Genomic DNA, 13985 nt, shown 5'->3' on the forward strand with positions numbered 1-13985 from the left:
CTGCTGCGCTCTGCTCTCTGCTGCGCTCTGCTCTCTGCTGCGCTCTGCTCTCGGGTGGCCACGGCTCTCGGGTGAACACGGCTCTCGGGTGGAACCGGCTCTCACGTGCACCGGTGCTCGCCGGCGCCCGCACCCACGGTGTCGCCTCGTGCGCCGTGTCGTCTCCGGAACGCGTCGTCCTGGGCACGCTCGGAGCCACCGCCGTGGGCGGCTCCGGTGTCACGGCCGGCCGGGCCATTCGCGGGGGTCTCCGCCGGGGTCGCCGGCAGGAGACCTCACGCGATGGCCGCGGCCTCGGCGGCGGAAGCGATCATCGTCCCCGCCGCCGGTCGGCGTCGGCGCGGGCGGGAACGCCACGTGCCGACTCCGTGGTCGACACTAGCCCGCCCGTGCCGACGGCCGTCACCCACCCTGTGCCGCGCCGCGCACGCCCGCGGGTTCGAAGTTGCTCGTCGCCGGATCCAGCAGGTAGACCTGCGCGTTGCCGACGTCGAGGTACATGCCCGTCAACGTCAGTTCCCCGCGTTCGACGGCGGCCCGCACCAACCGCGACTCCCGCAGGTGGTCGAGCTGCTGGAGCACGTTGTGCAGCGCCAGTGCGTCACCGGAGTGCGCAGGCTCCGCCCCGTCCAGGCGTACCGGCGCGGCCTCGCGGCTGCGCGCCAGCCCCGCCTCGCCGTGCTCGAGCCAGCCCGCGAGGCCCGTCAACCCCTCCGGAGTGCCGTCGAGCAGCGCCCGCATCGCACCGCACGAGGAGTGCCCGCACACCACGACCTCGCTCACGCCGAGCACGCCCACGGCGAACTCGACCGACGACCACACGGCGGCCCCGTCGCCCGAGTGCCGTCCGTGCGGCGGGACGAGGTTGCCGACGTTGCGGACGGTGAACATGTCGCCGGGACCGCTCGTGGTGATCACGTTCGGGACGATGCGCGCGTCGGCGCACGTGATGAACAGCGTGTGCGGGTGCTGGCCTGCCGCCAGCCTGCTCATCGTGTCGCGCACGAGCGGTGCCGTGCGGGCCTGGAACTCGGAGGTGCCGCGACGCAGCGGTGCGTGACGCTGGTCCGGGATCCGCACCTCCGGGAGCGGTTCCCCGGCGGCTCCGTCCCGGGCCATCCACTCCGACCACGGCGCCAGCCACCGCGGAACGGCGGCCCCGGCACGATCCTTGCGGACGATCGGGCTGCCGTCCTTGCCGCGTGCGAACCACGGGTGGCCGACCTCGTCGACGACGACGCGGCCGCCCGTGCGCTCGTGGGCCTCCTGCCAGGAGTGCAGGCAGTCGAACGCGGCATGGTCGAGGTAGTCCACGACGAGCTCCAGCGTCACGGTACTGCGCTCGGGAAGTCCGTTGAGGACGGTCGAGAGCCGCGGGACGGACAGGAACGTCAGCGCACCCTCGATGACGACCCGGCGGGTGTCGCCCTCCCCCTCGGCATGCACCCCGGACCACATCGTGCGGTGGAGCATGAGCAGCACCGACAGGCCGATGCCGATGAGCACGCCCGAGAGCAGATCGACCAGCACCACGCCCGCCACGGTGACGATGTAGAGCGACAGGTCGCCGTGGCGCAGCACCTCGCGGATGTGGGCGGTGTTGACGAGCTTGGCGCCGACGTGGACCAGCAGGCCCGCGAGCGCGGCGAGCGGGATGCTCTCGATCAGCGTCGCGAGCAGTGCGGTGAACAGCAGCACCCACACGCCGTGCAGGACGGCCGACGCGCGCGTCCGTGCGCCGGTGGCGACGTTGGTGGAGCTGCGGACGATCACGCCGGTGATCGGCAGGCCGCCGAGCGTGCCGGACGTGATGTTGCCGAGGCCCTGGCCGATGAGTTCGCGGTCGAAGTTGCCGCGCTTGCCGGTGTGCATCTTGTCGACGGCGACGGCCGACAGCAGGGATTCGATACTGGCGATCAGTGCGATCGTCAGCACGGCGACGGCGAACTCGGCCCAGCCGCCGTCGGGAAGTTGCGGTGCGAACCGGATGTCGAGCACGTTTCCGGGCAGATCCACACGTTCGGCGGACGAACCGGTCACGACGGCGAGGACGGTCACCACCACGATCGCGGCGAGCGGTGCGGGAACCTTGCGGACGGCCGCGGGGAGTTTGCCCCACACGAGCAGGATGCTCAGGGTCAGCAGGCCCAGGAACGTGGCGGGCCCGTGCAGGTCGAGCAGCTGACCTGGCAGCTGGAGGATGTTGTCGACGGCGGAGCTGTTCGAATCGCCGCCCAGGACGACGTGGAGCTGGCCCAGCACGATCGTGATGCCGATACCCGCCAGCATGCCGTGGACGATCGCGGGCGAGATGGCCAGCGCAGCCCTGGCGACCCTGCTCAGTCCGAACAGGACCTGCAGCAGACCCGCCGCCACGGTGATGGCACACGTGACCGCCCAGCCGAACTGGTTGATCGTCTCGGCCATGACCACGGTCAGCCCCGCGGCCGGGCCGCTGACCTGCAACGGCGATCCTCCCACGGACCCCGCCACGATGCCGCCGACCACGGCGGCGATCAGTCCGGCGACGATGGGCGCGCCGGACGCGAGCGCGATGCCCAGCGACAGCGGCACGGCGACGAGGAACACCACGAGCGAGGCCGGTACGTCGTACCGCAGCACCGTGCGCCACCACGGCACGGCGTCGGCCTCCTGTTGGTCGCTTTCCTGACCGGTCGTCAGCGTCATTTGAAACGGCCTCCTCGAGGTCGGGTGAATTCCCCCGCGCACGTTCCGCGGGGGTAATGGCGCTCGGTCGACGGCGACCACGGACGCGTCGTCGCGGAAGGGCCGGATACTCGTCCGGCGATCCGCGGCGTCCGCGCGCGTTGCGAGTACCAACACCAGGTACCAGAGGAACGCACCGAATGTCCGCCCCGGAAAGGGATTCTCATGGAGTGCTCACATCCGCATCACTCCACAGAGGACGGCCGGATATGTAGATCAACATCTATGGGTGGTTCGACACTCACCCGATGAACGGACTTTCCGGACGGCCTGATTACCGTTCGGAATCAAAATCCCGGGAACACAATGAACAAAACCGGTTCGAGTGAAATTCGACGCCCAGTGGGGCGAGAAACGTCGTGTTCACCCGGAACGCCCGGGCGATTCTCAGTTACTGGGAATCAGGTCCGGGCCGCGAGGCGGCCGTCGAGCAGAGTCTCGAGCCGCCGTGCGAGTACGTCCCAGCGCCAGTGCTCGCTCACCCACCGGCGGCCCGCCTCGCCCATCGCACGGGCCCGCACCGGATCGGCCAGCAGCGCCGAGAGTGTGTCGACGAGCTGTTCGAGACACCTGCCGTCGACGACGTGCCCGGTGACCTCGTCCAGAACCGTCTCCGGAGCGCCCCCGGAGTTGCCCGCGACGACCGGCAGCCCCGTCGCCGACGCCTCCAGATACACAATGCCCAGCCCTTCGACGTCGAGGCCCTTGCCGCGCGTCCGGGCGGGCATGGCGAACACGTCGCCCGCCGCGTAGTGCGCAGGCAGTTCCTCGGCGGGCACCGATCCGGTGAGAACGACGTCGTCAGCCACGCCCAGGTGCTGCGCCAGGGACTCCAGCTGACCGCGGTAGGGCCCGCCACCGACGACGAGTAGCGCCGCTCCCGGTACCCGCTCCCGGATCACTGGCAGTGCGCGGACGAGCATGTCCTGCCCCTTGCGCGGGACGAGCCGGGACACGCACACCACGGTCGGGCGATCGCCCAGCCCGTACCGGGTGCGCAGTTCGTCACGGGCCGCGGCGTCGGGCCGGAACGTCTCGGGGTCGACACCCGACGGCAGGTGTTCCAGACCGGCGAACCGGCCGAAGGCGGAGGCGAACCGCTTGCGCGTGTAGTCGCTGACGTAGGTGATGACGTCGGTGGTGTCACCGATCCGCCGCAGTGCCTGCCGCGCGGCGGGAAGCATGGACCAGCCGACCTCGTGTCCGTGGGTCGAGGCAACGATGCGGCGCGCACCCGCGGCCCGCAGCGGCGCGCCGAGCAGTGCGAGCGGAGCGGCGGCGCCGAACCATACGGTGTCGCAGTCGCGCGAGGCCACGAGCTCCTTCGCTCGCCGCAGCACGTCCGGGGTCGGCAGCATCAGCGCCGTGGGATGGCGGACGACCTCGTAGGGCTGACACGCGTCGAACGCACTCGACGAACCGGACGCACGTTCCCACGCCGGCGCGTACACGACGAAATCGTCGGACGGCAGCCGCGAGGCGAAGGCCTGCAGATAGGACTGGATACCACCGGGCCGGGGCGGGAAGTCATTGGTCACCAGGAGCGTGCGGCGCATGGTGACAACGCTATCCGGCCCCGGCCCGGGCGGTCTGCCGGTGTGCGGATCAGGCGACCCGAACGGCTCCGCTGTATTCGTCCTGCAGCGGGCCGACCTTGACCGGCTCGCCCTCCGTCGGCGCGTGGACCATCTGGCCGTCGCCGATGTAGATACCCACGTGGTAGGCGGGCGATCCGGAGAACACCAGGTCCCCCGGCTCCAACTGGTCACGCGACACCGGGGTGCCCGCGCCGGCCTGCTGATCGGCGGCCGTCCGCGGGATCGAGATGCCGGCCGCGTTGTACGCGTAGGACGTCAGACCGGAGCAGTCGAACGAGTCCGGACCGGTGGCGCCCCAGCTGTACGGCTTGCCGATCTGCGCCATCGCCGTGTCCACGGCAGTCTGCGCGGCCGGGCCGGGAGCGGTGACCGGGCCCACGTCCGGACCGGTGTCCTGCAGCGTGGCCTGCTCCGACTCGCTCAGCATCCCGGAGGCCTCCCGGACCTCCGCGATCTTCTCGTCGAGAGCCTCCTTGCGCGCGGCGATGTCGCCCTCGAGCTTCGCCGCGGTGTTCTTGGCCTTCGCCGCCTGGTTCCGCGCCTGCTGTGCCTTCTGCTCCGCGGCCGCGGCGCTGTTGACCGCACCACGGAGCTTGGACAGCGCCCTGTTGCGGTCCTCGGCCAGCACGTCCAGTGCCGACGACCTCTCCAGGAAGTCCTGGGCGGAGTCGCCGGTCAGCAGTGCCGACATCTTGTTCATCTGCGAACCGCTCGCGAACGACGCGCCGGCGAACCGGTCGACGTCCTTGCGGTAACGCTCCACGTTGGTCTCGGCACGCTGCTTCGCCTGCTTGGCGTTGTTCAGGCGCTTCTTCGCATCATTGAGCTCCCCCTGCTTCCTCTCGAGGTCGCTCTGCGCCTGCAGGTGCCGCTCGTTCAGCTTCTCCGCCTTCTCCGAGAGCTCGTAGTACTCCTCGAGCGCCTCGGACTGCGTCTGCTGCTGCGAAACCGGGGGCGTTTGGAGAGCGGGGGTGGGGGAAGCGGTCGCCGGTGACTGGAAGGTGACAACCGCGACGACGGCGGATGCCGCCAGCGCGCTCGAGATCACGCGCTTCACGGGCTGCGACTGCACGTCGCTCATGTCTCCTCTGCGGTCGGGCCGCCTACCGGTCGATCGGCCGGGTGAGGTCGGGGGCCCTCACCACGGCCGGCCCCTCGGGTGACCACGACGTCCGGATGCGACATCCGGCACTGATGCGTCTCCACGTTCGGGCCCGCCACACTACTGTGCGTGACGTCCGGCGCAGCTCCCCGACAAAAGCTGCTCTCGGCGGCGATCCCGCGTCGCCGAACATGGGGAACGGCTACCTGACGCGAAATCTCGGCCAGGTTACGAAACCCCACCGGCCACGTCCAGCGACCTCGGCATGTGATTCGTCGACCGCAGAGCCCGACACGTTCGGACCAGCGGTTCCACAGTTGCTGTGACCGGTCTTACACAGCGCATCCGAAGTGGTCGTGACCGTTCACCTGATTGGTTGGACCGTTCACCGCACGACGAAGGGCGTCGCTCGACGACGGCGCCGACCACGTGCGGCGGCGCGGCAGGGACACGGTGGGTGGTGCGGCAGCGCAACCACGGGTGGTGCGGTGCCTCGTCCTCGACCCCCGCGTGGTCAGCCTGCGCGCCTGCCGTCGTCGGTCGGCTCCCCGGTCTCGACCGGTTCCACCGGAACGAGGCGCAGGTGCGGAACCATGCCGCCGTCCGCGAGCGCATCGACGGCCCGGCGTTCCGTCCCGTCCCACCGGAGCTCCGGAGGAGGGCCCAGCAGCACGCTGACGACGCAGTCGCGGCACGCGTCGCCCCGCACCCGGCACCGGTCGCAGTCGATGATCAGCTCGTCGTCGGCGTCCCCGTGCTCGGATCGCCCGTGCTCGGGGTGCCCGTGGTGTGGACGTTCGTTCCCCTGTCGTTGCATGTCGCGCACGGTAGAACCCGCCACCGACAAGAACACGCCGCGAACCGGCGACCGCGGTGACGCACGTCTCGCGGCGACCGCGCGTCGGCGACCGGCCTCACGTGCGGCCGAGCCGCGTGAGCAGCACGTGCGACGGCACCGCGTGGGCACCACTCCGGCGCACGGCGGTGACGACCTCCTGATCGGACGTCGCCACGATCACCGGCCGTCCGTGCGGTTCGGCGGCCACGAGATCGCGGATGACGTCGTCGGCCAGCACGCCCGGCTCGGAGAACAGCACCCGCACGCCGCGCGGGTTCGCGGCGGGGACCGACGTCACGCCCGCGCCGTCGAACACCACCGTGACCTCGGCGCCCACCCTGGCCTGCAGCGCCCCGAGCTGGCCGACCAGCCGGGAGCGCTGCTCGGCGAGCGGCAGCTCCGAATAGCCGGTCTTGGTGACGTTGTAGCCGTCCACCACGAGGTGTACCGCGGGCAGCCGGAGCAGTCTGCCGAGCGCGTCGGCGTCGGAGATCCGTTCGGCCGCCCTCGTGGGTCCCGCGGCGCCCGCGACGGTGTCGGCGGGCGCCGCTCCCGTGCCCGTCTCGCCGAGGGCGAGTTCCCTGCGGAGGCCGTCGGCGGCACCGCCGAGGGTGTCCAGCAGCAGCCGGAGCCGTACCTCGTCGGCGGCGCGGGCCTCCTGGGCGGAGCGGCGGGCCGCCTCGGCGTCGGCGACCGCCCGTTCGGCGCGGGTGCGCTCAGCGGCCGCACGTTCCCGCTCCCGCGCCAGTTCCTCGGCGAGTCGCTGCGCCTCACCGCCACGGGCACCGGTGGCCTGCTCGGCGTCCCTGCGGGCCTGTTCGGCCGCGTCACGTGCCTCCCGCAGCTGCTGTCCCTGTTTACGCAGGCGGCTGCGAAGCTTGTCGAGCTGGTCGGTGCGTTCCTCCCTGACGCGCTCGACGTCGGCGCGCGCGGTGGCGAGCTCGTCGCGGGCCTCGGCCAGCTCCGCCTCGAGTTTGCGCACCCGCGCGAGCGCCGCGTCCCGTTCGGACCGCAGCGAGGCGTCCTCGGCGCGGCGCGCCACGGCCCGCACCTTCGCCGCGGCGTCACGGCGGCCCAGCAGCAGGGCCGCCGCGGCCGTCGTCGCCGGATCGGCCTCCGCGCCGGCGGCGGCATCGGCGGTATCGGTGGCGTCGAGTGCCTCGGGCCGATGCGCGCGCGTCCACTCGACGACCGCCGTGCGGAACCGCGGCGACTCGCGCAGCCCGGCCAGCAACGCCGGAGCTCCCGAGCCCGCCCGTTTCGCCGGAGCGAACCGCGCGACGGGCCGCACGCGCTTCGGCACGTCCGCCGCGGGGAGCGCGCCCAGCGCCGCCGCGGCGAGTTCGGCGAGGCGTTCCCGGACCGGATCGGGCAGTGCACTCCAGTCGACGGGCTCGTCCCCTCCGGCATCGCACGCCGTTGCCGCACCGTCGGCACCGGACGGCCGAACGTCCTCCCGAACCTGCTCCGCGGCGGGGTCGGGAGCCGCGTCAGCTGTGGAACCGGCCCCCTGCTCGGAGCCGGACCGGTCCCCCGACGGGCCGGGACGGTGCGACGAGGGTTGCATCCGTCCAGCTTAGGTTCCGGACAGCGCGCGTCCGCACACCCGGGCTCCCGTCGCCGCGCGGGGAGTCGCCGTGCAGGCCCCCGTGGTGCGGCGCCGGTCCCGGCCCGGCCGACACCACCCGGTCCGAGCGACCGGCGTCAGCCGAGGTCGAGTTCCGCCACGACCGGGAGGTGATCGCTCGCCTCCGGTTCGTCGTCGAGCACCCGCGCCGACACGGGGGTCACGTCACCAGACGTGTACACGTAGTCGATGCGCTTTTCCGGCTCCTCGGAGGGCAACGTGGCCCCGTCACCCTCGCCCACGGCGGGCCAGACGTCGGTCAGCGTGCGGTCGAGCGGCGCGAGCTCGGGCGCACCCGGTTCGGCGTTGAGATCACCGACGAGCACCGCGCGCCGAGCGTCACCGATGAGGTCGGCGATCTGCCGCCCCTGCTCCACCCGGTCGGCCTGCGACGACGCCGCGAGGTGCGTGTCGTAGACGTGCACGCGCTCGCCGCGGATGTTCACCTCGGCATGCAGCAGGCCCCGCTGCTCCTGGTCGGGTGAACGGTGCAGGTGGGTGTTCGAGGAGTCCACGATCGGATACCGCGACAGGATCGCCGTTCCGTACTGCACTCGCGGCTCGCCCTTCGCGGGCGGTGGGTTGTCGATGTTGGCGCCGAACACCACGTGGTACCCCAGTCGCTTCGCCAGCAGCCGTGCCTGGTCGGCCCACTCGCTGCGGTCCGAGTAGTGCCGGTCGACCTCCTGCAGGCCCGCCACGTCGGCGCCGCTGCGCTCGATCACGCGGGCAATGCGGTCCAGGTCGAGCACGCCGTCGGCGCCTTCGGCGTGGTGGATGTTGAACGACAGGACCGTGAGCCCCTGCTGCTCGGCCGACGCCGGAGTGATCGCGCCTGCCGTCATCCCGACCGTCATCAGTACCGCCGCCAACCACCGCAGTGCCCGCATCCGCATGTCTCCACCTTGTCCTCGCGCTCTCACTGTCGACGGTGATCGTGGCCGAACGGAGCGGCCACGCGATGAGGCCGGGGTGAACGCACGCGGAAGATCCCTCCCCGATCACCGCCCGGCGCCCGGACGCGTCCCCGACTACCCCGCCTCGGCCACCGCGATACCGGCAGGCAGCCACGGATCACTGCGCCGTCGGTCACACGTCCTCGGCAGCGGGTCCACCGGGCCCGGGATTGTCGGGGCCCGCCCCTACAGTCCGCGGCCATGCAGCTGGCTTTCGACGAACTGGGCACCCCGCTGCGCGACGTCACCTTCGTGATCGTCGACCTGGAAACCGCGGGCGGCGCGCCCGGCCCGGACGGGATCACCGAGATCGGCGCCGTGAAGGTCCGAGGAGGAGAGGTGCTCGGTGAGTTCGGCACACTCGTGGACCCGCGCACCACGATCCCGCCTCAGATCGTCGAACTCACCGGGATCACCACGGCGATGGTCCAGTCCGCACCCCCGATCGACCAGGTGCTGCCCGCCTTCCTCGAATTCGCCGCAGGAGCCGTGCTGGTCGCCCACAACGCCGGGTTCGACACGCGGTTCCTGCGCGCCGCCTGCGAGGGCCACGGCTACACGTGGCCGAAGCCGGCCGTCGTGTGCACGCTCACGCTCTCGCGGCGGGTGCTGTCGCAGACCGACACTCGGTCGCATCGGCTGTCGGCCCTCGCCCGGCTCTTCGGGGCCCGCACCACCCCGACGCACCGTGCGCTGGACGACGCCCGCGCCACCGTCGACGTGCTGCACGGTCTGCTGGAGCGCGTCGGCCCGCTCGGCGTGCAGTCGCTGGAGGAGCTGCTCGACTTCCTGCCGGACGTCACGCCGGCCCAGCGCCGCAAACGCACCCTCGCGGCCGATCTGCCGGAGACACCCGGGGTGTACCTGTTCCGCGGGCCGAACGACGAGGTGCTGTACGTCGGCACCGCCCGCAACATCCGCAGACGCGTCCGGCAGTACTTCACCGGTTCCGAGTCGCGCGGCCGCATGCGCGAGATGGTGGCGCTGGCCGAACGGGTCGACGGCATCGAATGCGCGCATGCTCTCGAGGCGCAGGTGCGGGAACTGCGGCTGCTCGCCGCGCACCGGCCCGCCTACAACCGGCGTTCGAAGAATCCGCACACCCAGTGGTGGGTCGTGCTCACCGACGAGGCGTTCCCGCGGTTGTCGGTCGTCCGCTCCGAACGGGACGGTGCGCTCGGGCCGTTCGGCTCACAGGCGCGGGCGAAGACCGCGGCCGACACCCTGGCCGGCGCCACCGGTCTGCGCACCTGCACGCAACGCATTCCCGCCCGCAACCCGCAGGGGACGCCCTGTGTACTGGCCGAGCTCGGACGATGCGGCGCGCCGTGCGCCGGCAGGCAGAGCGTCGACGAGTACGCCCACGCGCCGCGGCAGATCACCGACCTCGTCGCCGGAACCGCCGACGCTCCCCTCCACGCCGCCCGTGTTCACATCGACACGCTCGCCGGAGACGGCCACTTCGAGCAGGCCGCGCGGCGACGGGACGAGCTCGTCACGCTGCTGCGCGGCGTCGGTCAGGCGCACCGGCTCAGCGCGCTGGCGGCGATCGAGGAGCTGGTCGCCGCCGCACCGGACGGCACCGGCGGGTGGGAGTTCGCCGTCATCCGGCACGGCAGGCTCGCCTCCGCGGGGGTGGCCCGCCGCGGCACGCCGCCCATGCCCGTCGTCGACGCACTCGTCGCCTCGGCCGAGACCGTCCTGCCGTCGCCGGGACCGCTGCGCGGCGCTCCCGCGGAAGAGACGGGCGCGGTGCTGCGATGGCTCACCACACCCGGCAGGCGCCTGGTCCGCACCTCACGGCCGTGGTCCGAACCCGTCCACGGCGCGGGCGGCTGGGCACCGTGGCTCGACAAGGTCGCCACGGCGGCGACACTCGAGAACATCGGCTGACCCGCGACTACGATCGCCCCCATGACAGTCCGTTCCCCCAGGAGGCCAGTGTGATCACCGCGATCGTCCTCATCAGCGCAGCAGCCGACCGGATTCCCGAAACGGCACAGGAGATCGCGGACATCGACGGCGTGTCCCAGGTCTACTCGTGCGCGGGCGACGTCGACCTCATCGCCATCGTGCGCGTGGCCTCCCACGAAGACCTGGCCGCACTCATCCCCGCCAAGATCAGCAAGGTCGACGGGGTCGTGAACACCGACACCCACATCGCCTTCCGCTCGTACTCGAGCGCGGACACGGGTACGGCGTTCGAACTGGGCATCGAGTCCGCCTGACCCGACCTCCGGGCCGCGACGGCCCGGCCGCGGCCCGCACACGTAAGGGAGCCCCCGGTCCTGGTGACCGGGGGCTCCCTTACGTTTCCGTGACTACTCGCGCGAGGAGCCCGCGGGCGTCTCGGACTCGTCCGAGTCACCCGACTCCAGCTCGCGGGCGCGCTGCTCCCGTTCGTGCTCGGCGTGCGCGGCCTCGAGCGCGGCGGTCTCGTCCGCCGGGTCCGGCGACCACCAGCCGCCGGGCACCGGCGAACCGGCCGTACCCAGCTTGTTCATCTTCTTCGGCACCGGGGCGCCCTGGTATTCCAGCGGCACCGCGTGGCCGTGGTCGTCGACCGGGCCGAGCGGCTGGTGCAGCTCGATGAACTCGCCGTGCGGCAGGCGCTTGATGATGCCGGTCTCCAGACCGTGCTCCAGCACCTCCCTGTCGGACCGCTGCAGGCCGATACAGATCCGGTACGTGATCCAGTACGCCAGCGGTGGCAGCAACAGGATGCCGATGCGGCCCATCCACGTCGTCGCGTTGAGCGAGATGTCGAACGCGAACGCGAAGATGTCGTTGAAGCCGGACATCTCCAGCACCATGAAGAACGTCAGCGCCATGACGCCGAGGCTGGTCCGTACCGGTGCGTCCCGCGGCCGCTGCAACAGGTTGTGATGCGCGGTGTCCTTCGACAGTTTCCGTTCTATGAACGGATACGCGATGAACACGGTGAACAGGATGCCCATGCCGATCGCGCCGGCGAAGAACACCGGCGGGACCGTGTAGTTGCCGAGATACAGCTCCCACGCGGGCCAGATTCGGAGGATGCCGTCGGCCCACGCCATGTACCAGTCGGGCTGCGACCCGGCGGACACCTGTGACGGGTTGTAGGGCCCGATGTGCCAGACCGCGTTGATCTGGAACAGACCCGACATCAGCGCGATCAGACCCGTGACGACCGCGAAGAAGGCACCGGCCTTGACGGCGAACACCGGGACGATCCGGACGCCGACGACGTTGGTCTCCTTGCGCTTCTTGCCCGGGAACTGGGTGTGCTTCTGGTACCACACCAGCGCCAGGTGGACGGCGACCAGCGCGAGCATGATGCCCGGGATGAGCAGGATGTGCAGCGTGTACATCCGCGGCACGATCACCGTGCCCGGGAACTCGCCGCCGAACAGCGCCCAGTGCAGCCAGGTGCCGACCACCGGCACGGACAGCACGATGCCGGACAGCGTCGCGCGGATACCGGTACCGGAGAGCAGGTCGTCCGGGAGCGAGTAGCCGAAGAAGCCTTCGAACGCGCCCAGGATCAGCAGCAGCGCACCGATGATCCAGTTGGCCTCACGCGGACGCCGGAACGCACCGGTGAAGAACACGCGGAGCATGTGCACGACCATCGAGGCGACGAAGATCAGCGCCGCCCAGTGGTGCACCTGGCGCACGAACAGTCCGCCCCGGACCTCGAACGAGATCTCGAGCGTGCTCGCCATGGCGCGGGACATCTCGATGCCCTGCAGGTTCGTGTACGGCCCGTCGTAGACGACCTCCGCCATCGACGGATCGAAGAACAGCGTCAGGTAGACGCCCGAGAGGATGACGATGATGAAGCTGTAGAGCGCGATCTCCCCGAGCAGGAACGACCAGTGCGTCGGGAAGACCTTGTTCATCTGGTGCCGCAGGCCCTTCGACAGCACGTACCGCTGGTCGGCGTTGTTCGCCGCCTCGGAGGCGTGCTGTGCGAGAGCGCTGGAGCCCTTGGTCGGTGTCGTCAGTGAGCTCATGACTTGCGCTCCCAGTAACCGGGTCCGATCGGCTCGATGAAGTCGTGCCGGGCGATCAGGTAACCGTCGGTGTGCACCGTGATGGGCAGCTGGGCCAGAGCGCGCGTTGCGGGACCGAACACCGGCTTGGCGTACTGCAGCGCATCGAACTGCGACTGGTGGCACGGGCACAGGATGCGGTTGGTCTGCTGCTCGTACAGCGACGTCGGGCAACCGACGTGGCTACAGATCTTCGTGAAGGCGTAGAAGTCGCCGTAGTTGAAGTCCTCCTGGCCCTTGCGCTTGACCACGTTGGCGGCGTCGCCCGGACGCAGGCGGATCAGCATGACCGGGTTGTCGGACCGCCGCACGGCGTGCAGCAGCGCCTCGTGGTCCCCGCGCTCGGACTCGCGGAACGGGAACACCGTTTCCATGCCGCCCGCGTCGATCTCCTCGGGACGCACGAGGGAGACCTCGTTCGCGTCACCGGTGTGACGGCGCAGGTAGACGACCTCGTCCGGGTGCTGCTTCTGCCAGCCCGTGTGGACCAGCCCGTCCTTGTTGTCCGCGTTGTCGTGCGGATCCTTGATGAAGGACGCCACCGGCAACGCCACCACGCCCAGGCCCAGCGCGCCGACGCCGAGCCCGGCCGTGCGCTTGATCATCGACCGGCGGCCGATGGTCGTGCGGTCCCCGGCATCGGCCAGGTGCGCGACGATGGTCTTGCGATCGACCTCGGCCGACCCCTCGCCCATGTTGTCGCTGCGCTGCTGGATCGCGACCTCGTTCGGGATGAACTTCTTCGCGTACAGCAGCACGCCGAAGGCGATCGCCAGCACGGAGATGCCGAGCGTGATGCCCAGCACCGGGGTGTACAGGCTGTACCAGAAGTGCGCGGACTCCTCGGTCCTCGGCTCGTACCGCCACGGCCACCAGATGAGCGCCACGACGAACGCCAGCCCGGCGAGCGCGGCGACGAGGAACCACAGCGCCACGGCGCGCTCGGCCCGCTTCTCGGCCCTCGTGCCCTTGACCGGCCACGGGTCCGGGTAATCGACGATCTCGACACCGTCCAGCTGGCCACCCAGCTCGACGAGGTCGTCGCGGCTCATCGCCGCGAGTTCCTCGTCCGAAGGACGGGGTCCTGGCTCGTTGCCACTCAT

Annotated in this window: 10 protein-coding genes; 2 read left to right on the forward strand and 8 right to left on the reverse strand. The window is 70.9% G+C overall.

The genetic code is table 11. From position 1 onward, the window contains the following. Positions 1-402: 402 nt before the first annotated feature. From LY13_RS05040 to LY13_RS05065, 6 genes are all read right to left on the reverse strand, one after another. The gene (locus LY13_RS05040) at positions 403-2688 is read right to left on the reverse strand and encodes a SulP family inorganic anion transporter (RefSeq protein WP_253827003.1); all 2286 of its coding nucleotides are present in this window, start codon (positions 2686-2688) and stop codon (positions 403-405) included. Between the two features lie 440 nt (positions 2689-3128). After that, on the reverse strand, positions 3129-4283 hold the full coding sequence (locus LY13_RS05045) for a glycosyltransferase family 4 protein (RefSeq protein ID WP_253827005.1): 1155 nt from the start codon (positions 4281-4283) through the stop codon (positions 3129-3131). A 49-nt stretch (positions 4284-4332) separates the two neighbouring features. Continuing rightward, positions 4333-5397 carry an NlpC/P60 family protein gene (locus LY13_RS05050; RefSeq protein WP_253827256.1) on the reverse strand — a complete coding sequence of 355 codons (1065 nt, stop codon included), beginning with the start codon at positions 5395-5397 and terminating at the stop codon, positions 4333-4335. Positions 5398-5941: 544 nt separating this feature from the next. Beyond that, positions 5942-6244, reverse strand: coding sequence for a hypothetical protein (locus LY13_RS05055; protein ID WP_372493751.1), 303 nt, complete (start codon positions 6242-6244; stop codon positions 5942-5944). A 97-nt stretch (positions 6245-6341) separates the two neighbouring features. Beyond that, positions 6342-7832, reverse strand: coding sequence for an NYN domain-containing protein (locus LY13_RS05060; protein WP_253827007.1), 1491 nt, complete (start codon positions 7830-7832; stop codon positions 6342-6344). Between the two features lie 137 nt (positions 7833-7969). Beyond that, on the reverse strand, positions 7970-8788 hold the full coding sequence (locus tag LY13_RS05065) for an endonuclease/exonuclease/phosphatase family protein (RefSeq protein ID WP_308216272.1): 819 nt from the start codon (positions 8786-8788) through the stop codon (positions 7970-7972). Positions 8789-9049: 261 nt separating this feature from the next. On the opposite strand from LY13_RS05065, the gene LY13_RS05070 reads away from it, so the two are divergent. Beyond that, the gene (locus LY13_RS05070) at positions 9050-10741 is read left to right on the forward strand and encodes a DEDD exonuclease domain-containing protein (RefSeq protein WP_253827008.1); all 1692 of its coding nucleotides are present in this window, start codon (positions 9050-9052) and stop codon (positions 10739-10741) included. Positions 10742-10791: 50 nt separating this feature from the next. Further along, a complete protein-coding gene (locus LY13_RS05075; RefSeq protein WP_183778109.1) occupies positions 10792-11076 on the forward strand; it encodes an Lrp/AsnC family transcriptional regulator in 285 nt (94 codons plus the stop codon). Positions 11077-11169: 93 nt separating this feature from the next. On the opposite strand, the gene qcrB is transcribed toward LY13_RS05075, so the two are convergent. Together qcrB and qcrA are read right to left on the reverse strand one after the other, a co-directional pair. Further along, entirely contained in the window at positions 11170-12843 is a 1674-nt protein-coding gene (gene qcrB, locus LY13_RS05080; protein WP_253827010.1) for a cytochrome bc1 complex cytochrome b subunit, read from the reverse strand. Further along, entirely contained in the window at positions 12840-13985 is a 1146-nt protein-coding gene (gene qcrA / locus LY13_RS05085) for a cytochrome bc1 complex Rieske iron-sulfur subunit (RefSeq protein WP_253827011.1), read from the reverse strand. The genes qcrB and qcrA overlap by 4 nt, the downstream gene beginning before the upstream one ends.

This window comes from Prauserella aidingensis (assembly GCF_024171865.1).
GTDB lineage: Bacteria > Actinomycetota > Actinomycetes > Mycobacteriales > Pseudonocardiaceae > Prauserella > Prauserella aidingensis.